This is a genomic window from Geovibrio ferrireducens (genome assembly GCF_026226615.1).
Classification (GTDB): domain Bacteria; phylum Chrysiogenota; class Deferribacteres; order Deferribacterales; family Geovibrionaceae; genus Geovibrio; species Geovibrio ferrireducens.
This window is the reverse complement of the sequence record NZ_JAJAPB010000001.1, coordinates 118,695-144,879: the sequence shown is the minus strand read 5'-3', so window position 1 is coordinate 144,879 and position 26,185 is coordinate 118,695. Positions and strand designations below refer to the sequence as shown.

At 48.7% G+C, this 26,185-nt stretch carries 19 protein-coding genes; 6 read left to right on the top strand and 13 right to left on the bottom strand.

The window, feature by feature from the left end; all coding sequences use genetic code 11:
* Window positions 1-31: 31 nt before the first annotated feature.
* The 3 genes from OSQ85_RS00630 (at window position 32) to OSQ85_RS00620 (ending at window position 2,091) form a co-directional block, all read left to right on the top strand.
* Window positions 32-445 (top strand): HIT family protein, encoded by a 414-nt coding sequence (locus tag OSQ85_RS00630; protein WP_265820700.1) that lies wholly within the window; start codon window positions 32-34, stop codon window positions 443-445.
* A 113-nt stretch (window positions 446-558) separates the two neighbouring features.
* Window positions 559-1,725 carry a Fic family protein gene (locus OSQ85_RS00625; protein WP_265820699.1) on the top strand — a complete coding sequence of 389 codons (1,167 nt, stop codon included), beginning with the start codon at window positions 559-561 and terminating at the stop codon, window positions 1,723-1,725.
* A 24-nt stretch (window positions 1,726-1,749) separates the two neighbouring features.
* Window positions 1,750-2,091 carry a zinc ribbon domain-containing protein YjdM gene (locus tag OSQ85_RS00620; RefSeq protein WP_265820698.1) on the top strand — a complete coding sequence of 114 codons (342 nt, stop codon included), beginning with the start codon at window positions 1,750-1,752 and terminating at the stop codon, window positions 2,089-2,091.
* Here the strand turns inward: OSQ85_RS00620 and OSQ85_RS00615 are convergent.
* Window positions 2,088-3,314 (bottom strand): ATP-binding protein, encoded by a 1,227-nt coding sequence (locus tag OSQ85_RS00615; RefSeq protein ID WP_265820697.1) that lies wholly within the window; start codon window positions 3,312-3,314, stop codon window positions 2,088-2,090. The two genes, OSQ85_RS00620 and OSQ85_RS00615, sit on opposite strands and share 4 nt — an antisense overlap.
* A gap of 209 nt (window positions 3,315-3,523) precedes the next feature.
* Between OSQ85_RS00615 and OSQ85_RS00610 the strand changes: the two genes are divergently transcribed.
* Window positions 3,524-4,564, top strand: coding sequence for a zinc-dependent alcohol dehydrogenase family protein (locus OSQ85_RS00610; protein ID WP_265820696.1), 1,041 nt, complete (start codon window positions 3,524-3,526; stop codon window positions 4,562-4,564).
* Window positions 4,565-4,607: 43 nt separating this feature from the next.
* Here the strand turns inward: OSQ85_RS00610 and OSQ85_RS00605 are convergent, their stop codons facing one another.
* The gene (locus OSQ85_RS00605; protein WP_265820695.1) at window positions 4,608-5,597 is read right to left on the bottom strand and encodes an aldo/keto reductase; all 990 of its coding nucleotides are present in this window, start codon (window positions 5,595-5,597) and stop codon (window positions 4,608-4,610) included.
* Between the two features lie 122 nt (window positions 5,598-5,719).
* Between OSQ85_RS00605 and OSQ85_RS00600 the strand changes: the two genes are divergently transcribed.
* Complete coding sequence (locus OSQ85_RS00600) at window positions 5,720-6,340, top strand: TetR/AcrR family transcriptional regulator (RefSeq protein WP_265820694.1); 621 nt, start codon at window positions 5,720-5,722, stop codon at window positions 6,338-6,340.
* Window positions 6,341-6,381: 41 nt separating this feature from the next.
* Here the strand turns inward: OSQ85_RS00600 and OSQ85_RS00595 are convergent, their stop codons facing one another.
* The 5 genes from OSQ85_RS00595 to OSQ85_RS00575 all read right to left on the bottom strand — a co-directional run bounded on the left by OSQ85_RS00595 (window position 6,382) and on the right by OSQ85_RS00575 (window position 15,417).
* Complete coding sequence (locus OSQ85_RS00595) at window positions 6,382-8,670, bottom strand: methyl-accepting chemotaxis protein (RefSeq protein WP_265820692.1); 2,289 nt, start codon at window positions 8,668-8,670, stop codon at window positions 6,382-6,384.
* Between the two features lie 156 nt (window positions 8,671-8,826).
* Window positions 8,827-10,857 carry a methyl-accepting chemotaxis protein gene (locus tag OSQ85_RS00590; protein WP_265820691.1) on the bottom strand — a complete coding sequence of 677 codons (2,031 nt, stop codon included), beginning with the start codon at window positions 10,855-10,857 and terminating at the stop codon, window positions 8,827-8,829.
* A 293-nt stretch (window positions 10,858-11,150) separates the two neighbouring features.
* Window positions 11,151-14,168 (bottom strand): PqiB family protein, encoded by a 3,018-nt coding sequence (locus OSQ85_RS00585; protein WP_265820690.1) that lies wholly within the window; start codon window positions 14,166-14,168, stop codon window positions 11,151-11,153.
* Window positions 14,165-14,779 (bottom strand): paraquat-inducible protein A, encoded by a 615-nt coding sequence (locus OSQ85_RS00580; RefSeq protein WP_265820689.1) that lies wholly within the window; start codon window positions 14,777-14,779, stop codon window positions 14,165-14,167. Before OSQ85_RS00580 ends, OSQ85_RS00585 begins: the two co-directional genes overlap by 4 nt.
* Window positions 14,776-15,417, bottom strand: coding sequence for a paraquat-inducible protein A (locus OSQ85_RS00575; protein ID WP_265820688.1), 642 nt, complete (start codon window positions 15,415-15,417; stop codon window positions 14,776-14,778). The genes OSQ85_RS00580 and OSQ85_RS00575 overlap by 4 nt, the downstream gene beginning before the upstream one ends.
* A 270-nt stretch (window positions 15,418-15,687) precedes the next feature.
* Between OSQ85_RS00575 and OSQ85_RS00570 the strand changes: the two genes are divergently transcribed.
* Entirely contained in the window at window positions 15,688-17,931 is a 2,244-nt protein-coding gene (locus tag OSQ85_RS00570) for a FepA family TonB-dependent siderophore receptor (protein WP_265820687.1), read from the top strand.
* Window positions 17,932-17,974: 43 nt separating this feature from the next.
* Here OSQ85_RS00570 and nspC read toward each other — a convergent pair whose 3' ends face one another.
* The 6 genes from nspC to OSQ85_RS00540 form a co-directional block, all read right to left on the bottom strand.
* Window positions 17,975-19,147: a carboxynorspermidine decarboxylase gene (gene nspC, locus OSQ85_RS00565; RefSeq protein WP_265820686.1), complete on the bottom strand. Its 1,173-nt coding sequence runs from the start codon at window positions 19,145-19,147 to the stop codon at window positions 17,975-17,977.
* Window positions 19,144-20,376 (bottom strand): saccharopine dehydrogenase family protein, encoded by a 1,233-nt coding sequence (locus tag OSQ85_RS00560; RefSeq protein WP_407649285.1) that lies wholly within the window; start codon window positions 20,374-20,376, stop codon window positions 19,144-19,146. Before OSQ85_RS00560 ends, nspC begins: the two co-directional genes overlap by 4 nt.
* Window positions 20,377-20,814: 438 nt before the next feature.
* Window positions 20,815-22,740, bottom strand: coding sequence for a biosynthetic arginine decarboxylase (speA, locus tag OSQ85_RS00555; RefSeq protein ID WP_265820684.1), 1,926 nt, complete (start codon window positions 22,738-22,740; stop codon window positions 20,815-20,817).
* A 389-nt stretch (window positions 22,741-23,129) separates the two neighbouring features.
* Window positions 23,130-23,954, bottom strand: a complete 825-nt coding sequence (locus OSQ85_RS00550; protein ID WP_265820683.1) for a hypothetical protein — start codon at window positions 23,952-23,954, stop codon at window positions 23,130-23,132.
* Window positions 23,955-24,237: 283 nt separating this feature from the next.
* Window positions 24,238-24,837: a TetR/AcrR family transcriptional regulator gene (locus OSQ85_RS00545; RefSeq protein ID WP_265820682.1), complete on the bottom strand. Its 600-nt coding sequence runs from the start codon at window positions 24,835-24,837 to the stop codon at window positions 24,238-24,240.
* A 142-nt stretch (window positions 24,838-24,979) separates the two neighbouring features.
* Window positions 24,980-26,044 carry a CNNM domain-containing protein gene (locus tag OSQ85_RS00540; protein WP_265820681.1) on the bottom strand — a complete coding sequence of 355 codons (1,065 nt, stop codon included), beginning with the start codon at window positions 26,042-26,044 and terminating at the stop codon, window positions 24,980-24,982.
* Between the last annotated feature and the right edge of the window lie 141 nt (window positions 26,045-26,185).

The window sequence follows — 26,185 nt, the reverse complement described above, 5'->3', positions numbered from 1 at the left end:
TCAGCAGTAAAGAGCAGTGCCGGAGGGCTTGATGGAAACAATTTTTACTAAGATTATAAACGGCGAAATCCCCAGTGCGAAGGTTTATGAGGATGATGATTTTCTGGCGATTCTGGACATCCGCCCGGTTAATTTCGGGCATACTCTGCTTATTCCCAAGAAATATTTTGTGAATGTATTCGATGCTCCTCTTGATGTGGCGGCAAAGATTTATCCCGTGCTCACAAAAATAGCAAACGGCATGAAAGAAGCGCTTAACTGTGACGGTGTGAATATTTATCAGAATAACGGAGCCGCCGCCGGACAGGAGGTCTTTCATGCGCACCTGCACATTGTCCCCAGATATGCGGGGGATGAGGTGCGCTTTTCCGCCAGACACGTAAGCTACGACACCCCGCAGGCTATGCAGGAGTTCGCCGCGAAGATCGCAAAGGAAATTAAATAACGTTTTTGCGTATTTTCGTTAGTTAATTTCAGTTTTTCTGTTGTAAGTAACACGCGTGTTAGTTATTATATTTTAAATAACTTAAAATGCGTTTTTCGTTAGTTAGGTGGATTGTGGATAATGGTAAAAGAATAGGGCGGTATATTAAAAGCTCCGTTGTCGGAGGCGAGTATTACAGTGCTTATTTGCCCAAACCTCTGCCGCCGGATCCCCCCATAAATATGGCTGAAATATACCCGCTGCTTGACAGGGCATCAGTTGCAGTGGGCAGGCTTGACGGTCTCAGTGTCGTTCTGCCTGATCCGCAGCTTTTTCTTTATATGTATGTAAGAAAAGAGGCTCTTCTTTCTTCTCAGATAGAGGGGACGCAATCATCATTTTCCGATCTGCTTATTTATGAAAACGATGAGGTTCCGGGTGTGCCTGTTGATGATGTGGCAGAGGTTTCAAGCTATGTTGCTGCCATGAATCACGGACTGGAGCGGCTCAGGGATTTTCCGCTTTCGCTTCGGCTTATAAAAGAGATACACACTATACTCATGACTAATGCGCGCGGCGGAACAAAACAGCCGGGTGAATTTCGTACAACGCAGAACTGGATAGGAGGAAGCAGACCGGGAAATGCGCGGTTTGTTCCTCCACCGCCTGAATATGTGATGGAATGTCTGGATAACTTTGAGAAATTCCTCCATGACGAAAGAGTTAAAATGCCGGCATTGATAAAGGCCGCTGTGGCGCATGTTCAGTTTGAAACAATCCACCCTTTTCTTGACGGCAACGGACGTTTGGGGAGGCTACTGATTACTTTTCTTTTATGCGTTGACGGTCTGCTGAAGGAACCGCTGCTTTATCTCAGCCTCTATTTTAAAAACCGGAGAGATGAGTATTACAGCCATTTGCAGAGTGTCAGGGAGAAGGGCGAGTGGGAGGAGTGGGTAAAGTTTTTTCTGGAGGGTGTTGAGGCTACAGCAGGACAGGCAACGGAAACAGCCAGAAAAATTATATCTCTCTTTGATGCGGATAGAAAAAAGATTGAAAGTTCAGAAAAATCAAACGCTTCTGTGCTTACAATACATAAATATATGCAGAGCCATCCTATTGTGAGTACAGCGAAACTTAAGGATGCCTGCGGAATGTCACTGCCTACGGTGCTGAGAAATCTGGCTGTTCTGGAATCCATGAACATTGTCAAAGAGATAACCGGAAAGGAACGCCGCCGGGTATATACTTATATGGACTATATAAATATACTTAATGAAGGTACAGAACCAATAAGATAGTAAATAAACTCAAAGGGAAACAGAATGTCAAAACTGCCGAATTGTCCGCAATGCGGATCAGAATACACTTACGAGGACGGAGCGCTTTTTATCTGCCCCGAATGCGCTCATGAATGGAACGCAGCCGAAGAGGCGGAAGCCGCACCAGCAGGAACTGCCGTGCGCGATGCCTATGGAAACGAGCTTAACGAAGGTGACAGTATCACTGTTATAAAAGACCTGAAAATCAAGGGCTCATCCCAGGTGGTGAAGGTCGGCACGAAGGTGAAGAACATCCGCCTTGTGGACGGCGACCACAACATTGACTGCAAAATAGACGGCATAGGCGCCATGAAGCTGAAATCGGAGTTTGTGAAGAAGGGCTAATACATCATTCCGAACAGCCAGAGCGGGATTCTGTTTCCGTGGCCTATTTCAATGCCGTCAGAAACAACGAACGCGTTATCAATGTCTTTAATCTGGCGGGAGTTTTTACTTTTCCCGCCGATTTCAAATACCCGCCCGCCCGCTGAATAGTCGCCATTTTTGGCATATTCCACTGAGACAGGCAGAAAATTATCCTGCATGCGGTAGAAGTTCCCCGTCTGATTGATGAAGAAAACCTCTCTGACTGTTCCTATGTCCGGTTTGGAGCTGATTGCATAGAGAATATTCGGGTTGGCTATCAGCAGTTTTTCTGTTTTCCGCACGGCTCCGTCACCTCTTCCTTCCGGTTTGATAAGGTTTACCAACCCTGCTTCACGGAGATAGATCAGATACTCGTTCATTGTGACCCTGTCTATGCCTGTTGCTTGTGCCAGTCCGGTTTTTTTCATTTCATACGGAGGTGTTACTGCCAGCATATACAGCAGTTTTTTAATCTGATGAATCTTGGCATATTTTATATCGCACACAAATCCCATATCTGTTTCCAGAACCTCTTTAATGGTATTTGCGAGACGCATATGGAATGTGGCTTTGTCCGAAAGAAAAAACGGATAACAGCCGTGCGACAGGTATTCAGTGAAATATTTCAGTATCTTCGGTGTTTTTTCGTATATTCCGCCCGCTATGCCTGCGTGATCTGTAATTATATCCTCAATATCATAGGGCGCATAGCCGCAGTTGTGGGCAAGGTTCAGGTACTCCCTGAAAGACAGCCCGTCCAGATGGTAAAACACTGCTCTGCGGCTTAGGTCTGCATCCTGCATATTCATCTGAAGAAGGCTGGAGCCTGAAAAAACAACCTTAAGATCCGGTCTTGTGTCATGTATTGCTTTAATGTGTTTTGACCAGTCAGGATATTTATGCACTTCGTCCAGACAAAGAAGCTCGCCTCCGCTTTTAGCAAATTCAGCAGCAAAATCATTCAGCGGCATATCCTGAAAACGCGGGTTGTCAACTGATACATAAAGCGCATTCCCGTTTCCTTTATCAGCGGATTTGAGGAACTGCATCATAAGTGTTGTCTTGCCCGTTCCCCGCGCACCGAGTATGCCGATGCAGGGGTTGTTCCAGTTAATTTTTCCGTAAAGATAACGGGCATTTTTCTCAGGTATTTTTTTAAGCAGAAGAGCCTGTTCCGCAAACCATATATCAAAATCGAACATTACATCACCTATGTAAAATATAACTTACATATTTTATTGTGTATTGTAAAGTATAATTTACATAGATGCGTTTTCATGCCCATCCCCCTTGACACCTTTATTACCGAGACCAATTATTATTAATATAGGCTGTCGGCAGAGGCATTGCCGGCAGTCATGATTCTGAGGAAAGCTTGAGGCGCGTTTCAACACAATTACGGAGGAACAGCATGAAAGCTCTTATTTACAAAGGTCCCGGACAAAAAGCTCTGGAAGACCGCCCCATGCCGGACATTCAGTCCGCAGGGGATGCGGTAGTCAAAATAACCAAAACAACCATATGCGGCACAGATCTGCACATTCTCAAAGGCGATGTTCCGTCATGCGCCCCCGGACGTATTCTGGGGCATGAAGGTGTGGGAATTGTGGAGAAAGTCGGCAGCGGAGTGGTCTCATTCAAAAAAGGCGACCGTGTGCTTATCTCCTGCATATCCGCTTGCGGAAGATGCGAATTTTGCCGTAAGGGAATGTTCTCCCACTGCACAACCGGCGGATGGATGCTGGGTAACACCATAGACGGCACTCAGGCGGAGTATGTGCGCATACCCCATGCGGAGACCAGCCTTTACCACATACCGAAGGGTGTGGATGAGGAGGCTCTGGTCATGCTCAGCGATATTCTGCCCACAGGGTTTGAGTGCGGCGTTCTCAACGGCCGTGTTGCTCCCGGAAGCTCTGTAGCCATAGTCGGCGCGGGTCCCATAGGGCTTGCGGCTCTGCTGACTGCGAAGTTCTACTCACCAGCGGAAATTATAGTGATAGACCTTGATGACAACCGCCTCTCCGTTGCTAAGCACTTCGGCGCAACTCACACCATAAACAGCGGAGACGGCAAAGCGATTGAAAAGGTTATGGAAATCACAGGCGGTAAAGGGGTGGACACATCCATAGAAGCCGTGGGGGTTCCCGCAACATTTGTTCTTTGCCAGAGGATAGTGGCGGCGGGAGGAACAATTGCCAACATAGGTGTGCACGGCGTAAAGGCTGATCTGCACCTTGAGGATCTCTGGTCGCACAATATCACAATCACCACCAGACTGGTGGACACGGTGAGTACGCCCATGCTCCTTAAAACTGTTCAGGCTCAGAAGATAGAGCCTAAGCTTCTGATTACTCACAGGTTCAAACTGGCTGATGTCATGAAGGCTTACGAGGTGTTCGGGCACGCCGCAGACACTAAGGCTCTTAAAGTGATTATCGAAGCTGAGTAGAAAAAATGTACCGGCGGGGACAGGCTCCCCGCCTTCGGGTTTGTTATTTATCCAATGTTTTCATTCCCTCTGCACCGTATCTGTCTCCTGCTATATGCTTCCAGTCTATTATTCTTTCAAGATGGTCAACCTGTTCGGGAGAAAGACGGAAATTGGCAGCGTTAATGTTGTCTTCCAGATACTTAAGCCGTTTTGTGCCGGGAATGGGAACAATGTCCTCTCCTTTGGTGAGAATCCATGCTATTGCGAGCTGCGCAGGAGTGCACCCGACACTCTCAGCCATCTTTTTGTATTCGGCAAGCATCATTGCGTTTTTACGCATATTCTCCCCCATAAAGCGGGGGTTATTTCTGCGGAAATCATCAGGCGCTAAGGATTCGGCAGATTCGATATTGCCGGAAAGAAAGCCTCTGCCTAATGGGCTGTAAGCCACGATTCCTATCCCAAGTTCTCTGCATGTGTCAAGCAGTCCGTTTTCTTCAATATTCCTTGTCCAGAGGGAATATTCCACCTGCACAGCCGTGATAGGATAAACAGCGTGGGCTCTCCTCAGATTATGCGCACTCACTTCCGAAAGACCTATATGGCAAACTTTGCCCGCCTTTATCAGCTCAGCCATAGCACTGACAGTCTCCTCTATTTCTGTATCAGGATCTTTTCTGTGCATATAGTAAAGGTCTATGACATCAACTCCAAGGCGCTTCAGACTGGCATCGCAAGCCTGTTTGACATATTCGGGACTGCCGTTAACGCCTCTTTTTTCGGGATCATCGGAACGGACAATACCGAACTTAGTGGCGAGAACAATGCGGTCTCGTATACCCTGAACAGCTTTTCCGACAAGGGTCTCGTTATGTCCCCTGCCGTACATATCTGCCGTATCCAGCATTGTTACGCCTTTTTCAACTGCGGTACGGATGACTTTTAAGGACTCCGCCTCATCAGCCTGACCGTAAAATTCGCTCATGCCCATGCAGCCCAGACCTATTTCAGCAGACTTAAGCCCAGTCTTTCCCAACATCCGTTCTTTCATGCAGGACCTCCTTGATAAAGTAAACTATACAGTGTAGTTTACTTATTGCTTATGATAAGTTAAGATGATCTTTATCTTTTAAGCGCTTGCCGTTATACTCACCCGGACAGGAGCAGAGAGGAATGATTCAGAAAAAAACGAAGAACAGCCGCACGGAAATAAAGCGTTTAGCCGCTCTGGAGGCGGCAGCGGAGCTGTTTCTTGGAAAAGGGTACGGCAGTGTGAGCATGGACGAGATTGCGGCAAAAGCCGAAATCTCCAAACGTACACTGTATAACTATTTCCCTGCGAAGGATCTTCTGTTCGGTGAGGTTGTTCGCTTCATATGGAGCGGGCTCAATATGCCGGAACTCCCTCCTGCTAAGGGGAGCGACATACGGGAAACCCTTAATTCCTTTTCATCAAAGCTGCTTGCGGTGCTGCGCTCGGAAAGGTTTATCAGCCTTCTTCGTCTGGTTATGGGAGAATCCGGCAGATTCCCTGAACTCACGAAGTTTTATTCCGAAAACGGAATCACACTCATTCTTGCCAATCTGGCTGAATATTTCAGGGAATGCACTGAGTTGGGCATGCTGAAAACTGATCGTCCTGATATAGCCTCACAGCAGTATTTGGGCATGATTAAGGAAAGCCTTTTTTGGCCTGTGCTGCTGGGTGTGTTTCCCATGCCTTCAAAAGAGCACGATGAGGATGTCATGGAGAAAGCAGCGGATCTGATTCTTACAGTGTATTCCTTTTCTTAAATTATCCAGCCGCACGGCGCAGTTCCATGAACGGAACTGCACTACGTTCTGAATCTGTTTACTGAGTCATTCATTTCCTCAGCCAGTCTGCTGAGCCCGTGGAGACTTTCGGAGACTGATACTGTGTCTGCACTGCTGTTTTCAACATCTGAAGAGATTCTGTGTATGCTTTCGGTCACCGACTGAACAGCGCTGTTCTGCTCATTAACAGTGGTTTCTATGTTTGAATTGGCTTTATGGATGTCCTCCACAGAAGAAACTATCTGCACGAAGAGCCCGTTTGCTTTTTCGATTACCTTTTCCCCGTCCTGAACGGTTTTTTCCGCGCTGCGCATCTGAGAAGTTGCATTGCCGGATTCCTTCTGGAGGAGGGAGATTATACCGCCTATCTCTGTTGTGGCGGACTGAGTGCGTTCTGCGAGCTTGCGAACCTCGTCTGCAACCACGGCAAAGCCACGTCCGGCTTCTCCCGCTCTTGCGGCTTCTATTGCCGCATTGAGTGCAAGGAGGTTTGTCTGGTCAGCGATGTCACTTATTACACTGAGTATTTCGCCGATGCGGGAGGACGATTCCCCCAGTCCGCTGATTATTTCCGCAAGGTCATTCACCCCTTTTCTTATGGAGGTTATGCTGGAAACAACTTCATTAAGAGCGCCCATCCCATCACGGGTAACTCCTGCGGCGGAATCTGCTTTAGTGAGCGCTTCCTGAACATTGTCAAGCACTGTGCCGGAGGTTACGGACATTTCCTCCATTGCGGAGGCTATTTCGCTTATTCTGCCTGACTGCCTCCCCAGAGATGCGGAAAGCCCGGCAGCAAGGCCGGTTATCTCCGTTGAGCCGGAGTTGAGCTCATCTGCCTTATCCTTAACATCCGTCACAATATCCTGCACCATGCCCACGAACGTGTTTATATAGCCTGTGAGGATTATTATTTCGTTGCCTGATTTACCGTCCGTGCCTGTGCCCATGTCTATTCGTTTTGTAAGATCGGCATCGCCTGAAACAAGCTCCTGCATGCGCTCTGTAACAAGTTTCAGGGGCTTGAGCACTATGCTGTTTATGAAGAAAAGCATGATGACAACCACTGTGGCAGTGATTACGCACCCTGTGAGTATGAGTGTCATTCTGAGGCTGCGTGCATCACGCAGGGCTTCGTTATCGTCCATTTCAACGAGAATGCCCCAGTTGAGGCCGGGTATATCGAGTTTGGAGTATGAGCTCAGAACCTTTTTACCGGAGTAGTTCCTGCTTATCTGCGAACCGGATTCGCCTTTCAGGGCGCGTCTGGCGGAATCACTTTCCGCGCTGAAAAAACCAATCACAGTGCCGAGCTTTTTCACCAGCGGGTCGTTATTTTCATCAACAAACCTGTTGTCGCTGCGCATGGTGAAATCCTCGCCCACTATATAGCTGTCGCCTGTGTCTCCTAGCCCGGCTTCCTTATATTTCCCGCCGAAGCTCATTACATCGTCTATCTTTGTGATGGGCATCTGGAAAACAAGGACACCGAGGAGCACTCCGTTTTTATACACAGGGGATGATATGAAGGAGGCGGAAAGGTTGTAGCTGGGTTCATAGGGTCTGAAATCGTTTATATATGTTTCCCCTTCTTTCAGTTTCATACCATGCTGAAACGCGTCACCCAGACCGGTATCCGCATAGGGACCGCTGAAGAGGTTGGTTGCGTAATCTTTTTCCTTGAAAACAGTGTAAACAAGGTCGCCGTTTGTGTTGAAAAGGAAAATATCGTAAAGAGAGAACTCCTTAAGCATCAGGTTAAATTCAGGGTGAAACTTTTCGTGGATTTCGGTGTAGGAGGAGTGGAAGCCTAACGGACGGATAAGATTGTTCTTTTCGCCTATCTGCTCAGGGTTGCTTACAATGTAGAGATACTGTGCAGCCCGCCCGTTGGGGTTTTCCGGGATGTACTCTGCGGTTGCTCTTCTCCGGGCACTCTTCGGAACATCATAATTAACGCTGTCCAGATAAAGCTGTTCGTAATGCTCCTCCATATCCTCTTTTATCAGATCATAGATTATTCCGGTTTCAGCCTCGATTGAATAGAAAGCGGTGCTGAACTCATCCAGTGCCTGCTTGACCTGCGTTCCCGCGGCGGAAGAAACTATTAGTGAGGAAAGCTGCGAAAAGTAGTCCTCAACATGGTTCTTTTTTGCTTCCCTGACGGAATTCATCTGAGCCAGTTTCATTTCGGTTGCAGAGCGGAAGCTTTTGTTGACAGTGATAAAAGTTATGACAGAACTCAATAGAAGAAGACAAAAGAACACAGCGCCAATAAGCCTTAGCTTAACGGAAAGATTTGCGGACATAAAAACCTCGCAGTCAAATTGACCTGAGGGTTACGATAAAAATAACAGGCTTAAAGATGAATTTTCAGAATAATATCACAATGTGCGGCAAAGGCAAACGTTTGTTAAATAAAACAGCGGCCGGCAGTGAGGCAGACCGCTGTATCTCTGAAAGGATTATTCAGTTTTGAAGCCGGAGGTCATCTGCATAAGGTCGTTTGCCTGTTTTTGCAGGTGAGCTACGGTCTCGCTCACTGTCTGCACTGCGTAAACGCTCTGCTCCACACCCGTGGTAACGCTGTCCAGCCTGTGGCTTATGTTCACCAGTGCGTTGGTCTGTGCTGTTACTGAGTGAGCCATAACATCGTTTACCGATTTTATCTGATCCATTGATTTGACAATCCCGTCAAAGCTTTCCTTCGCTTCGCCTATTATGCTCACGCCTTTTTCAACTGTGACGGAGGCCTTGCCCATGGTGTCTGTAACTGTTCTGGTCTCGCTCTGAAGAGAGTTGATGATACCGCCTATCTCCTGAGTTGCCCTCTGGGTTTTTTCAGCCAGCTTGCGCACCTCGTCCGCCACAACGGCAAAGCCGCGTCCCGCTTCGCCTGCTCTGGCAGCTTCTATTGCAGCGTTGAGGGCAAGGAGGTTTGTCTGGTCGGCTATGTCGTTTATTACTCCGATGATGTTTCCGATCTCCTGAGATGATTCGGAAAGGTTCTGCACAGTTCCGCCCAGTTCGGAAACTTTCTGTTTGATGTCGGTTATTATCCGCATGGATTCATCAAGTTTGCGTGCGCCGTCTCTGGTTTTTGCCACAGTGCTGTCTGTCTGCTCAGCAACCTTTTCAAGGTTCTGCTCAACCTGATCGGTGTTCTCGCGCACGGTTATGATTTCGCCGTTGATCTCCTTGAGCTCTGTTGTCTGCTGCGTGAATGTGCTTGAGAACTCCTCGGTAGTGGAGGCCAGTTCGTTATTTATACTGGAGAGCTCTATGGTGCTTGATTTTACCTGATATATTATGCCGCGGAGATTTTCTATGAATGCATTCATGAATCTGGCGAGCATGCCGAGTTCATCCTCCCTTTTCAGGGCGATTTTCTTCGTCAGGTCTTTTTCATCGGTCATTTTATCTTTCAGAAAGATGATGTCAGTGGAGAGAACCCCTGTAACCACAATGACCACCAGACAGAGCAGTACAAGGGCTGTTACGTGTATCCATGCGAGGTTTTTCATCACCGTTCTCTGGTGCGCAAGGAACTCATACTCCTTGGAGCCTGCGGCTATAACCCAGCCGGTTTTATCAAAGGTGCTGTAGCTGAACATCATGTTCTCGCCGTTTTTGGGGTATATGATTCCGCCGCTGCCTGTCTCTATCATTGTTCTGATGTATTCTTTGCCGTTATCGTCCTTTTCTTCCATGCCGTTCTGCCCTTCCATGGTTTGGTGGAGCAGGTAGGTCCCGTCGGAATTAAGTATGAAAGGGGAACCGGTTTCACCTATTCTGACACTGTTAAAAGCCTTTCTGAGATCATTGAGAAGCACTTTTTCCGAGATCCCCACATAAAGAACGCCAATAAGCCGTCCGTTTTCGGTTATGGGCTCATACACTGTCCAGTACCATCCGCTTACTACGAATGCCCTGCCTTTGTATGTTTTGCCGGACGAAACTGTACGGTAAACTTCTGAATCTTTCGGGATGTATGTTCCTATTGCTCTCTCGCCGTCTGCCTTGTGGACATTAGTGGTTATGCGGAGCAGCCCCTTGTCGAATGCCTGAAAAACTGTTGAGGTAAGCCCCTCTATATTTGCCTGCTCAACAATGCTGTCCACCATTTCAAAGTTGGTGTAAACCTTTTTGCCGTTATAGCGCATCATTGGAATGTGTATGCTTTCCTTATTTCCGGTAACCTGATTAACGGCATCCACGGAGAGCTCCGAACTGCTGTCAATAGAGAATGCGCCGCCGCTGTAGAGAACGGTTTTAAATTCGCTGAAATTTGACTGAACAACCTTGAGGGATTGATCGTAAAACAGTGAAATTGTTTCATTAAGAAGTGATGCCGTTGCCGAAAGCTGGTTTCTGGTTTCTGCCAGCATTTCTTTTTTCACACCGCCTGATGTCATGGCTGCGAGTATAAAGAAGATAATGAGCAGGGGACCGCCGAAGAAGAGGGAATACTTGACGCGGATGCTTCTGATTTTCATTTTTACCACCGGAATATAAAGAATTCATAAAAGTTATCTGGCTGTGATTAGTGAGACCCCAATAAGCGAGCAGCAGCCGGATATAATTTGTGTGACATACACCCGTTTGAATAACTTTTAATATGTTGTATAAGGTTATAAAGTGTGCATCATCTGTAACAAGTCAAGATTTTTTTTACAGACGATGCATCAAATTAATTATTTATAATATGTATTTAAGGTCAAGCCCCGGTAATCAGGGGCTTTGTTGCGATTATGTTAACTTTTAAAAAACAGGGCGTTCCGTCCGACCGTCACTTGCTTAAGTCCGGTTCCCATTTCAGCCATGATGACTTCGGGTCAGAATGCAGGCTGAAAATATGCCCGTTTTCTGCGTTACTCCCTGCATGATCCGGCGTAGCAAAGGAGATTCCGCCTATTAAGAGAGTTTTAACCGACTCGGTTTTCACTTTTATCCCGAAGAGGTTTATTTTTGTTCCGACACCGCCTGAGTTCCAGAACACTGAGTTTTCCTTCACTAAACGGCGGTATTTTTCATCAATGAATACAGATACTTCCACACTGCGTCCGTCCGCGCTGAGACTGATGTTTTCCACTCCGCCTGTTTCTATCTGCCTGTAAAAAACGGGTGAGCCCTTCTCCAGAGAGTGGCGTGCGGGGGAGACCAGCCTGATCCGCAGCCCTTCCCTGCCTTCAAAGGGGGAGGGAGCTTCCGCAAGGGCAGTGAACTCCGCCGCAGGACGGCCGCTGCCGTTTTTCATAGCTATCTTTGTGCCGAAGATGGCGGAATCGAGGTTTTCTATGCCGTCCGGGGAGATTCTGATGTTCTCCGTCCAGAAGAGCGCACCTTCCGCCAATCCGTCAGAAAACTCATCGCTCACCAGAACTGCCGTGCGGGTTCTGCCGTCTTTTACTGCGGATTCCGCCGCATAACCCGCTGTTGCACCGCCGTTTATGAGAGGTGCGCCTTTCTTTATATCAACGGGGAAGGGGAAGGTGACGTAAATTCTTGTCATATCTGCTTCCCTCGCGGACTGAGCATCGGGGTAGAGGATGCCTGTTCCTGCTGCTTTTCTGAAACTGTCGAAGAACACTGCATCTTCAATGTATGTTTTTACAGGCTTTGATTTAAAGCTGAAGCCCGATGTGTCAGCGCGCATTTCCATGCCGCCCTCCAGCCAGAAGCGGGTTTTGTCATTCACAAATCCGGCAAACTCAGGCTTTATAAAAAGCGTCAGACGGGCATTTCCGTCTTTACCGGGCTTAACCTGCATGACTGTTCCGGCGTTCATGTTGCGGTAGTACACATCAGCCCCTTCCGCCGGGGGAACGGCATTTGCCGCGGTGAGTATAATGCTTTTGCCGCTGCCCGCGAGCATTATCGCTTTTTCAGCATCGCTCCTGCTTTCGTAAAGGGTGTATGTGCCGTTATCGCATGAAAGCAGCTTCTTATCGGGATTAAAGAAGGCGATGCCGCCCCCGATAGCTGTTTTCAGTGCCGGAGCCTGAATCCTTAAGCCGGCTGCATCCGCCTCGAAACTTATTCCGCCTGATTTGTGAAAAACGGAGTGGGCGGTAACAAGCCCCGCATACTCAGGGTAGATAAGCAGTTCAGCGAGAATACCGCTTCCGGATTTGTTAAGGGAGAAACCCCCTGTTTCACCGACCTTTACCCCCCTGAAATAGAGCGGATCTCCTGCTGATATTTCTTCTGCATCGGCTGAAGCGAGCATGATTGTTTTTATGCCAGTATCTTTATAATATGCCTTTTTCGCATCGGCCGAGTTTTCATAAAGGATGTCGGAGGATGCTCCGCGTCCGAAATGCTCAGCTTTTATACCGCCTTTAAGCAGCGCAGTGAGCGAACCTGTGTTTATGGCAAGCCCTTCGGAGTCAAGGCGGAGGTTCAGCCCCTCATCCCTGCTGAAATAAAGCCCTTCATCCGCCAGCCCTGCATAGTTTTTGTATATCACTGCATCAACTTCAACAGAGCGGTTTTTGCTGAGCCTTACATCCGTGATATGGCCTATCTGAATGTTTTTGAAATATATGGCGCTCATAACATCCAGAGAACCTTTGGCAGAAGCAGTGAGGGTGATTCTGTGACCGTCTCTTTCCCCTTTTGCCGGAGCATGCTCCGACAGAGCAAATTCGGAGGCGGGTTCACCGCCGCCCGGAAAGACTTCGATGTAAACTCCGGTGAGTATGGTTGAAAGTCCGGTTACTCCCGTCATTGAGAAGGCAGGTTTCACCAGCACGAAGCTGGAGCCCTTTCCTGCGAAGCCTTCAAATTTCCTGTTCAGGCGAACATGGGCAGTTATCTCGCTGTAGTCGGCAGAGGGGGCAACTCCGGTCACCAGTCCGGCGGGAAGCCCCATAAACATCACAGGGGTTCGCCCCGCCTTTATTCCGGCAGCGTCCTTCATTTTCAGGGTGATCACGTTTTCAGAAAGCGTGCTCTCTCTTTCGGAGCCGTACAGTTTGAAAAGATGCCCTGTTTCGGCAGGCTCACCTGCTTCGTCCTCCGGGTTGTCAAAGGCTATGCCGCCGCTTATCAGGCTGCCCAGAGGGGGGGTCTCCATGCTGAATCCTGCCGCATCAAACTTTACCTCAAGCCCGCCCACATCCCAGAAGGTTGTGGCTGTTGTTACGTACTGTCTGTACTCCCTGCTTACTGAGATGTTTATATCGTATATTCCTGTTTTCGGTTCAAACCTTACACCTGTAACCTGTCCGGCGTTCATCCCCTTGAAGAACAAGGGAACGCCTTTTATCAGATACTGATTGGATTTTGTCTGCAGACGCAGAGGGAGCGCATCCTCGCTCATGGCAGTGTCCGGTGGTTCGCTCAGACCTGTGAAGCTGGTCTGTTCCGGCAGGCTGCGGAGTTTCTCCTCCTCAAATGTAGGCGGCTGAACCTCTATGTACGAGCCTGAAATGAGGGTCTCAAGCCCGGTTATTTTGTTGAATCCCAGGCGGGGCTTCACAATCCAGAACATCACCCCCTCGCGGGCGAGTATTTCCGCCTCTTTGGAAAGAATTACAACAGCCTCCACCTTATCGGGGCTTTCAGCTATCCGCACATCCTTAACCTTGCCGACGCTTATTCCCTTATACTTCACAGGGGTTTTTTCCGGCACAAGCTCCGAGCCGGAATCAAACTGGATGATTATCTCTTTGCCGGTGTTTACATAGCCGTTGTAAAGAAGCCACAGGGTTATGCACAGCGCCAGCAGCGGGGTAAGCCATATGGGGGAGAATATGCCCCGCCTTATTTTCAGCCCTTTGGGAAGGTTGGTGTCAGTGCTCATTGTTCCCCCTTTATGTCCCATATGAGACGTGTGTCGAAAGATTTTGAAGCCAGCATGGTGGCTATTACTGTTGCGGCGAAGAATGTAGCGCCCGCGCCGCCTTTGATCTGTATAAGAAAGCCCATATTCACCAGTCCCGCCATAATGGTTATCACGTATATATCAAGCATGGACCATTTTCCTATGAGCTCTATGAGGTGAAACAGGCGTGTCTTGGCGGAGTTTGAGAGGCTGTCTCTGGCCTGAATGGTTATCAGCAGATAAAATATGCTGCCTATCTTAAACAGCGGAACCACGAAGCTGGCCACGAACACCACCGCTGCTATAAAGTACATTTTATTGCCGAAAAGTTCTATGACTCCGCCCAGTATGGTGTTTGCGGATGAATCGGCAAATGTTTCAACGGACATTACCGGAAGTATGTTTGCGGGGATATAAAGCATAAGAGCTGTAATGACCAGCGCCCATGTTTTTTCTATGCTGTTTTTTCTGCGCGGATGAACCGTACTGCCGCATACGGGGCATCTCAGCCCGTCAGGTTCTGCTTCTTCTGCGTCAATAAGCTGTCTGCATGAGAGACACAGTGCGGCGTTCATTTCAATATCAGTCATTTTTCACCTGCCCGGAGGCGGAACAGAAGCGTGTCGTAATAAACTTCGGCTATGGCGGTAAATGCGCAGACAGCCATGAGAAGGTAGATGCCGTAGTCGAATGTAAGTTCGGACATATCAATGAGCTTGACGATGGAAACCAGTATTCCCACCAGAAAAACATCCGCCATGTGCCATTCCTGAAAAAAATTTGCCAGCCGCAGGGCAGGGGTAAAGAAAGGGAACCGCCGCCTGAACAGGGCTGAGACTGATATGTAGAAGCAGGTGATGAGAAAGCTCATGGGGATAATGACCGATGTGAGCAGGACAACAAAGCCCACAGCCCCCAGACCTTCCTCATAAAGGGCTCTGATGCTGCCAAGAACTGTGGCGGAATTGCTGAAACTGCTCACGGATATGTCAAGCACTGGGTAGAGGAGGGCAGGGATGAACAGCAGAAAGGCGGAAATGCTGAAAGCCGCGGCATATGCGGCAGCGTTTTTCCCCTGCTTTCTGACGGTGCTGCCGCAGCGGGGGCAGACAATCTTTTCATCGGTGTTTTTGCTGAAAGAGGTCACAAGCCCGCACGAAGCGCAGGCAGTGAGCATTTCTTCCTGTCCGGCCAGAGTTTTCATAAGCTTATTATAAGGTTTAATCACTCAGGTTACAAGCGGGGCAGATTTAAGAAGTGTTAAAAATATTCCGCGCGTGATTTGTGCTCAATTTAAGGCTAATAAAGTTTGACAAATACAATAAATTATGTTGACACCAAATATTCCGCAGATTAGTATTCCCCTGTTTAGGGCTGGTTCTGCGCTGCGTCAGACAGCAGGTGCAGGATTGCTTCCGGCTTCCGGGGCTTACAGCACGGACATCTTTTCAAATAATATTCACGAGAATCTTTGAGTTCCGAAACAAAAGGGGAGAACATGAAAAAAAGCAGATACGGCTTTGGGCATATCTTTATGCTCGGACTCGCACTCTCGGTAACTTTCGGTGCTGCGGGCGCATACGCAGCGGATGAGGAGATCACTCTCGACACGGTGGAAGTGGTAGGCACAGCGGCGGAGCAGGTTAAGCAGTCGCTCGGTTCGTCAATCATCACAAAGGAGGATATAGAAAAAAATCCTCCCATCAACGACCTTTCGGAAATTATACGCCGTCAGCCCGGCGTTAACCTTACAGGGAACTCAGCCTCCGGTTCCAGAGGGAACAACCGCCAGATAGACCTGCGCGGCATGGGCCCCGAAAACACACTGATACTCATTGACGGCCGCCCTGTGCAGTCACGCAACTCTGTACGCTACGGCTGGACGGAGGAAAGAGACACCAGAGGCGATTCAAACTGGATTCCGGCGGAGATGGTTGAGCGTGTGGAAGTGCTCAGAGGCCCCGCAGCGGCCAGATACGGCTCCGGCGCCATGGGCGGTGTTGTGAATATCATCACCAAAAAGGCGGACAAAGAATTTTCCGGTTCCATGACAGTAATGGGCAATATTCAGGAGGACGCGCAGGAAGGCGATTCCTACCGCACAAACATATCAGTCAGCGGGCCTGTGAGTGATTCGGTTTCATTCCGCATATACGGCGGCATGAACTACCGCGATGCGGACGCAAAAAGCATTAACGAAGGCGAAGCGGTTTACGGCGGCGCTGAAAACGTTGCCGGACGCGAAGGCTACCGCAACAGGGATCTTAACGCTCTTCTTTCGTGGGATGTAAACAGGCAGCAGTCTGTTGAACTCACAGGCGGCTACAGCCGTCAGGGCAACATATATGCCGGGGATTCAATGCAGAACTTCGGCAACACATACACCGAATCTCTCTACGGCGAGGAAACAAACGTAATACGCCGTAAGAACATAGCCGCAACGCACACAGGCGACTGGAATTGGGGTAAAACCCGTCTGGATGTCAGCTACGACCGCACAGTGAATACCCGTCTTAACGAGGGGCTGGCAGGCGGTCTGGAAGGTGAGATAACAGACACTCTCACCTATGATCCCGGCATGGCTGAATCTCAGTACGACAGCTTCCTCACATCCGTGAAAGCGGACATTCCCCTTAACCTTTTCGGGTTTGCCCAGACACTTACCGTCGGTGCGGAATACCGTGACGAATCTCTGGATGATAAAGGCTCACTGAGGAACTCGCCTGCCATGACATGGCTTAATATAGACCTTGAAGGCTACAACATAGGCAAGACCGACGCTGAGGCTTACAGCGTGGCTTTCTATGTTGAGGACAATATATACCTCGGCGGCGGACTGACCCTCACACCCGGTGTGCGTATTGACGAGCATGAAGTATTCGGGACTAATGTAAGCCCCAGCCTTAACGCATATTACGAAATCAATTCCAACTGGGCGGTGAAAGGCGGTGTTGCAAGGGCATACAAAGCGCCTAACCTTTACCAGAGCAACCCCAACTACCTGCTTTACAGCAGGGGGACTGGCTGCTACGGCGGCGCCAGCTCACTGGGCGGCGGATGCTACCTTCAGGGGAACGAGGATCTTGACCCTGAGACAAGCATAAACAAGGAAATCGGTCTTGCTTATGACTCGGACTCATTCAGGGCGAGTGCAAGCTACTTCCATAACGATTATGACAATAAAGTATTCGCAGGAAAAACATCCGTGGCCACAATAAACGGCAACAGGGATGTTTATAAATGGGAAAACGCGGGCGAGGCTGTTGTTCAGGGTGTTGAAGGAAACATCTTTGTTCCTGTCGGCAAGGACATTGACTTCAATACAAACGTGACCTACATGATCGAATCCGAGCTGAAAAGAACAGGCCAGCCTCTCAGCATAGTTCCGGAATACACTGTGAACACTTTTATCGACTGGAGAGCGACTGAAAAACTCTCTCTTGGCGTTAACGCCACATTCTACGGAAAGCAGGAAACTCCCTCCATAGAGATAAGAACGGAAAGAGAGATCGAAAAGGACGAGATCGATCCTTACGCCCTTGTGGGAATCAGCGCACAGTACAAAGTGTTTGAAAACCTCTCCATGAGAGCGGGCATAAACAACATTTTTGATAAGCAGCTTCACCGCAAAGGGAACTCCGCTTCCGCCTCCTCCACTGCTGACGGCGCGGAAAGTGCCAACGCATACACCTACAATGAGCCGGGCAGATCATACTGGCTTTCGATGACAATGGATTTTTAGAGAAAAGCAAAGGGCTTCTTCAGATTGAAGGAGCCCTTTTTTATCAGCTTATTCTGTTCTTATAGTCCTCATAGCCGAATTTTCGGACTACTTCAAAGGTTCCTTTTTCAAGGCTGAATGTGATGAGTGAGGGGAGCTCCACCCCGTTGAAGTTGGTGTTCTTCACGAAGGAATAAAGAGCCATATCGGTAAAAACCAGCCTGTCGCCCCTTTTCAGCGGAGTATCAAAGCGGTAGTCCCCTATGAAATCCCCGGAAAGGCAGGAGATTCCGCCGAGGCGATAGGTGTATTTTCCGTTTTCAGGCTCGCCTATGAGTTTCGGTCTGTAGGGCATTGCCAGAACATCCGGCATGTGGGTTTCCGCCGAGCAGTCGCACACGGCTATATCCATCCCGTTGTATATGGTGTCCAGAACCGAGGTAATGAACACGCCCGCATTCAGCACCACAGCCTCACCGGGTTCCAGATAAACCTGTATATTATTGTATCTCTTCCTGAAATCTGTGATCAGGCGGCAGAGCAGTTCAATGTCGTAGTCATCCCTTGTTATGTGATGCCCGCCGCCGAAATTTATCCATTTCATCTGCGGGATGAGGTGGGCGAAACGTTTTTCAAAGGATGCCAGCACCCTTTCCAGAACATCCGAATTCTGTTCGCACATGGCGTGAAAGTGCAGGCCGTCTATCTCTGTGAGGTCAACGCCTTCCAGATCCTGCGGGCTCACGCCGAAGCGGGAACCGGGGAGGCAGGGGTTATATAAATCCACCTCAACCTCTGCATGGCCGGGGTTTACCCGCAGACCGATCTCTATATGTTTGCCGCTGTTCTTTATCCTGTCCCTGTGCAGATGCCACTGGCTAACGGAGTTGAAGACTATGTGGTCTGAGTATTTTACAGTCCGCTCCATCTGAGCGTCAGTGAATGCGGGGGAGTAGGTGTGAGTTTCCCTTTTAAATTCCTCAGACCCAAGCTGAGCCTCGATGGGGCCGCTGGCGCATACGCCGTGCAGGTATGAGGATATGAGGGGAAACACCTTCGGCAGGGCAAATGCCTTGAGGGCGAGCATAATCTTTGCCCCTGTGCGTTTCTGCACCGAGTCGAGGGTTTCGCAGTTGCGTCTGATAACGTCCTCGCTGATAAGGTAGCAGGGCGTTTCCGCCCTGTCCGTTATTTCCTTCGGAAAATCTTTCAGCGCCTGAGCGTAGATATTTTTCATTCGGGGAGCTGACCTTCAAAGTCAACAACCTGCCACGGCAGGCCGCATTTGTTAAGCTCATCCATGAACATGTCGGGGTCAAGCTGCTCCACGTTGAAAACGCCTGTATCCTTCCATACCCCTTTCAGCATCATCATCGCGCCGATCATTGCGGGAACGCCTGTGGTGTATGAAACAGCCTGCGCCTGAACCTCTCTGTAGGCTTCTGCGTGGTCGCAGGCGTTGTATATGTATTTTTTGATTTTCCTGCCGTCCTTTTCGCCGTCAAAAACGCAGCCGATAACGGCAAGCCCCTTGTAGTTTGTGCCGAGGCTGCCCGGATCGGGGAGGAGCGCCTTAAGGAACTGGAGGGGGATTATCTTGCAGCCGTTGAAGTCCACTTCGTCTATGCGGGTCATGCCCACGTTCTCAAGCACCTTAAGGTGTGTGATGTAGTTCTGTGAGAATGTCATCCAGAAACGGATTCTCTCAAGCCCTTTTATGTTCTTGACCAGCGATTCCATCTCCTCATGGAAGAGAAGGTAGCTCTCCTTCGGCCCCGCCTCAGGGTAATCGAAGCTGAAGTGAACGCAGCTGTCGTCAAGTATCGCAGGAGTTTCGATCCATTCTCCGTCCTTCCAGTGGCGCACAACCTGAGTCACCTCGCGGATGTTTATCTCAGGGTTGAAGTTGGTGGCAAACGGATGCCCGTGGTCACCCGCATTGCAGTCGAGAATATCGATTGTGCGGATGCTGTCGTACAGGTGCTTCTGGGCATAGGCGCAGAAGATGTTTGTCACACCGGGGTCAAACCCGCAGCCGAGAACAGCCATGAGCCCTTTCTCTTTGAACTTATCCTGATATGACCACTGCCATGAGTATTCGAACTTCGCTTCGTCTTTAGGCTCATAGTTGGCGGTGTCGAGGTAGTTTACCCCCGTTTCGAGGCACGCGTCCATGATAGCCAGATCCTGATAGGGGAGGGCAACGTTAAGCACAAGCTCAGGCTTGCAGTCGTTGATGACACGAACTATATCGCTGACAATATCAGCATCCACGGCATAGGTTTTCACATCAACGCCGTACATCTTCTTAACCTCTGCGGCTATGGCATCGCACTTTTCCTTAGTTCTGCTGGCAAGAAAAATTTCCTTAAAAACTTCAGGATGCTGAGCGCACTTCTTCACAACAACATTTCCTACGCCGCCCGCACCGATTATGAGCACTTTTGACATTCGCAAACTCCTTATATTTTTTTATTATTCTTATTTCAATTTTATTGGGTTATTGTTCTTTCCGGGAAAACTTTTTGTAAAAAGCTTTCCTGAACCTTTCTTGAAATTTTTACGTCATTCTGAGGCAAAGCCGAAGAATCTCTTCACTATGCAGGTGACGCATGAAAACCTTCACTCCGCAGCCTGTTATTCTCTTTCGAAGTATGTATAACCTCTTATTTCCAGCCTTAATCAGTGCATTCTGCCTGATTAAGGCACACGCTCGCACCGTGATGAACACGGCTTCGCTCCGCACGGCGTAGGCACATCCCTGTGCCTGTTATTCCCTTTCGAAGTAAGTGTAGCCTCTGTCTTTCCTGCCTTAATCAGTACATCCTGTCTGATTAAGGCACACGCTCGCGCCGCTTAAAAAGCGGCTTCGCTTCGCACGGCGCAGGCACATCCATGTGCCTGTTATTCCCTTTCGAAGTAAGTGTAGCCTCTCAAGCCCTCCTCGAAGCCTTCGAGGATCTGCTTGCGTTCCTTGGGGGTTATGAAGCCTTTGTTTATGGAGTCCTCGGCAAGCTGCTTGAGGCTTTTCTTAATGGCCTTCACGTCATACTCAACGTATGAGAGAACATCCGCAACGGAGTCACCCTCCAGTTCTTTAATGACCTGGTAGCTGCCGTCATCGTTCACATGGATCGTAGCTACGTTGGTATCGCCGAAGAGGTTGTGCAGGTCGCCCAGTGTCTCCTGATATGCACCCACAAGGAATACGCCGAGGTAGTATTCCTCGCCGTCCTTAAGTTCGTGGAGCATCAGCGCGTTTTTATCGTGCGAGTAGTCGGGGAAGTTGTCTATCTTTCCGTCACAGTCGCAGGTTATGTCGGAGATAATTGCCGGATGCGTCGGTGCTTCGCTGAGCCTGTGTATGGGCATAACGGGGAAAATCTGGTTTATAGCCCAGACATCCGGCAGCGACTGGAACAGGCTGAAGTTTCCGTAATATATATCATAAAGCAGCCTGTCTATATCCTGCACATCTTTCGGGACATGCTTAAGCTCCGCGCCTACCTTGGAGATTTTTATCAGTATATGCCGCACAAGGTTCTCCGCCAGTGCGCGGTCACGCAGGTTTGTCTGCCCGTGCTTGAAAAGCTGCCTTGCCTGGTTGCGGTAGTACAGCGCATCGTTGCAGCACTCCTGTATCGCCTTGGGGGAGATCATGTCGTATGTGCTGAGCAGGTTCTGGATCAGTTCGCTCTGGTTATCCTTAATATCCTTCGGCAGCGGGCTGGGGTGGAAGGATGATACATCCAGTATGTTAAACAGCAGAACGGAGTAGTAGGCAACAGTCACCCTGCCGGATTCGGTGATGATGACAGGGTGGGGGATGTTCTGCTTGTCCAGCACCGCTATGATGGATTCCACTATGTCGTAGCAGTATTCCTCAACAGAGTAGTTGCGGCTTGAGTGATAGTTGGTGTTTGAGCCGTCATAATCCACGGCGAGACCCCCGCCGAAGTCGATATAACCCATCTTTGCGCCTTCGTTAACCAGCTCCTGATAGATGCGGCATGCTTCAAACGCACCCGCGCGGATGTCGCGGATGTTGGGGATCTGAGAGCCGATGTGATAGTGGAGCAGTTGGAGGCAGTCCAGCATGTCGGACTGTTTGAGCCTGTCAATAACATCTATCACCTGACTGATGTTCAGCCCGAAAACGCTGGAATCCCCGCTGGATTCGCTCCACTGGCCTTCCGCATGTGTGGAGAGCTTTATGCGCACGCCAAGATAAGGGCGTACCTTGAGCTTTTTAGCTCTTTCGAGGATCAGTTCAAGCTCGCCGGGAACTTCTATAACGAAGAAGCATTTGAAGCCCATTTTCACGGCATACAGGCCGAGGTCTATGAATTCCTCATCCTTGTACCCGTTGCAGATAAGGCATGCGTCCCTGTTCTGCAGCATGGATATGGCGGCGATGAGCTCAGGCTTGCTGCCCGCCTCAAGACCGTGGTTGAAATCCTTGCCGAATTCGGCGATGGCTTCAATCACCTGCTCCTGCTGGTTTACCTTGATGGGGAAAACCCCTTTGTACTCGTTCTGATAGCCGGTGGCCTTTATAACGTCCCTGAAAGTGTTGTGCAGAAGCTTTATCTGCGAACCGAGAATATTCTCAATGCGGAGGATAACAGGCATGGCAAGGCCTCTGTCCTCCACCTCTTTCACAACTTCGTGCAGGCTTATCTGCGGCCCGTTCTCCTTGCCGAAAGGGGTGACAACCACATGCCCTTTTTTGTTAATGGAGAAATAGTCAGCGCCCCACTTGTTTATGCCGTACAGTTCCTCGGCATTTGAAATAGTCCAGTTCTTGATCAGCTCAGGATTTCGCCACATCTAACCAAAGGCCTCCTTAAAATGGTAAAAACAGGTTTATTTACGAAAAAAAGGGGGAAGTGTCAATGAAATTATATGCGAAAGCCTCGAAAACGCTTATCCGGCATGGGCTTGAAAAGTTTCAGAAAAAAGTCAGGTTTTACATAAATAGCAGATTCGGGGCTCCGGCTCTAAACGGAGTTAGTGTTTTTTTAGCTGTTTTTATATTTTTTCCTGAAAAACAGACAGTATAGGCGGTGATTTTTTAAATATTATTTTATTTTTTAATATGGAGATATACGCGTAAGACTGCGGATGGCTATGTTTTGGCTTAGTTACTGATAATATATGTAAAAGATGTTATAACTGCAATAAAAACCACGTGAGGGAAATGCGGGGCTGCCCCCGCACTATTTTTGCCCCCCGAACATTTTCATCATCTGATCCATTTCCTCTTTGGACGGCATTTCCTCTCCGTTTTCGGCGGCTGATCTGCGTATTGCTTCCTGCGTGTTTGCCTGCATGGGGTCTTTACCCTCAACAAGGCTTTGTACAGTTATTCGGGCAAAATCTCTGGATGCTTCATCCCCTCTGGGGTCGTGTGTTATTTTGATTCCGGCCGGCACTTCGAAAACCTTATCAGGCGGGGTGGTTTTGTCTACCGACTTGGCAGTCTGTTCCATTTTTACGCCCATCATTTCGGAGGATGATTTGAGGGGGATTCCGGTTCCGCTGATCGAGTAAACGCGTACGCCCATCATTGTCACGAGGTCACATTTGTAGCCAAGAATAGTTTCAGCGTTTTTGACAACCTCTCCGTTAAGGTTTTTCATGTAGGCGTTGCCGAATTTTTCTGCGTTTGCGATTACTTTTTTCTGGTCGCTTTTGGAGAGCCTGCTGTACTCCTCATTCATATAAATAATCGGGTTTACATTTTTTGTGCCTGATTTTTCGTTTACATTGATGCTGTAAACCCATTCAGGGGTTGTGATATCCAGTATTTCAGTTTTTCTCGATATTCCGAATATTTTCACGGCGGTTTTGCGGTGTTTGGCTTCGTATGCGCCGCCTTCTTTGATATAGAGAACCTCGCTTCCTGATTCGGTTCCGGTTATATCATATGTTATTACTGCGCTCCTGAAAGGAAGCTTTGGCTTGAAGGGTGATTCCGCCGCATGGGATGTCAATGATGCTGTTAATAAAATCATTGTCAAAAAAGTAATAAGTTTTCTCATCTGTCCTCTCTCCTGATAATCATTCTTAGGGGGTTAACTAAACATATGTTCTGTCATATTTAGCCTACCACCAAACAGATTGAAAATGACTATTCATTGCAGAATTATTTTCGGGATTAATGCGGATAGCGGATATTCATGCGCGGCGGAAGTGCCGGCCGGGCTTAAAATGCGAAAAAACCCGCAGGAGGAAAACTGGTCATAAACCCCCTGCGGGCTTTTATTGAAGAGAGCTTTTCAGCCCGTCTTTCCAGATAAGACGTGTGAATGTTAAAAAAGTTTACTAGTCACGGCTTTTTTCAATGAAACCTTCCGAGTATATTCTTTCAAGTCCCTGAATCGTTTTCTCTATGTCCGGCTCATCGGTTTCATCAAAGACCCATGTATCCATTATGGCTGCGATGGCTCCACCTGTGACAGCGCGGAACAGCAGGGGATCGACATTCTTAAAATCGCCTTCCAGCGTGCCCTGCGCCCATATAGTGCTGAAATGCTCTTCACCTATCCGGCGTGAAATCTCCGTATTGTGCTTGTAGGTGGTGATTTCCTTCTGATACCTGACATAGTCCTTGCGGGTTTTGTATATTTCAAACACGAATCTCAGCGTGTCTTTCAGCTTTTCCGCTGCGGTCTTTTTACTGGTGCGTATTTCCCTCAGTCCTTCAATTATCGGCTCCAGAGTCTGCTGTTCCACAAAATCCATGAGATCTTCTTTATTTTTGAAATAGTTGTAGAGTGTTCCCTTTGACACCCCGGCTTTTGCCGCAACCTCTTCCATTGTGAGCTTTTCACCGCCTGATTCGTGCAGTATCTCCATAACGCTGTCGTAAACCGTATCTTTAATCAGTTTGTTAACAATCTGCCTTCTGTCTATCCTGTGCATGGCAAACCTCATTTTTGACTATATGGTCATTAAGATGACTATATAGTCATTATAATGCCCGGCGGTATGAAAGCAATGGGAATGTTCGGGAGCTTACAAAGTTTTATCAGGGAGAAGGGCTGAGGCCCGCGGGGATGCGGGCTTATCTGTCAAAGTCATAGTCAGCGGGGTTGAGTCCCATCTTGCGGATTCGGTTGCTCCACTGCTGTCTGGCGAGGTTTTGGAGGTCTTTCACTTTATCATGTTCGTCAACGATTTCGATTCCGATGAGGGTTTCTATGACATCCTCAAGGGTCACTATGCCTGCTGTTCCGCCGTATTCGTCAATAACGAGGGATATATGGGCTCTGTCTTTTATCAGTCCTGTGAAGTGCCTGCTTATGGATATTGATTCCGGCACGGCACTTATCGGGCGTCTGAATTCGGAAAGGGGGGTGTTCTTCATGTCTCTGACAGCGTAAAGCAGAATGTCACTCCGCAGAACGAAGCCGGTTATGTCGTCAAGGGCGGTTTTATAAACGGGTATGCGAGAAAAAACCATCTCCGGGTGTCTTTCCAGTACCTCTCCTACTGTTGTGTCCTCCCTGAGGGCGAACATGACTGTTCTGGGGGTCATTATGTGCTTTACCGTGAGCTTTCTCAGCATGAAGAGGTTGGTGAGTATCAGTGATTCCTGTTCGCTGAACACGCCGCCTTTGATCCCCTGCTGGGTGAGAATCAGGAATTCATCATGATTGATAACGTTGGACTCTTTGCTCTTCGGCAGAACCTTTGTCATCAGGTTGGAGAGAAAGACCAGAGGCTTCATGGTGAACATGGTGAACCTCAGCACAGGCAGCATGGGAACTGCTGTCTGTTTCCAGAAGACCGCACCGAGGGTCTTGGGAAGAATTTCAGAGAGTATGAGTATAAGCAGGGTGAGTATGACTGAGATTACTCCCAGATATGCATCACCGAATATTTTGGTCGCCTGTGCGCCTGCTCCTGCCGCACCTATGGTGTGTGCTATTGTGTTAAGGCTGAGTATGGCGGCCAGAGGGATTTCAATGTCTTTTTTGAGTTTCTGGTATATTTTCCCGGCTTTCGGATTTTTCTGTTCGAGCTGAATGGCGTAAACCGGAGTCATGCTGAGTAGAACTGCTTCCATAACGGAGCAGATGAAGGAGAGGCCGAGGGCCACAGTAACGTAGGTTAAGAGGGCTAGCATACAGGTGCTTAAGTAACTCCTGAAATTTTTTTTATAAATGATACTGAAACGAAGGGGGCGTGTCCATATAAATCGGTAAAAAAATTAATATTTGTAAGAAGCAGAGGTGCGGATTTGCCGCGAAAAAGCTAAAAAATGTTA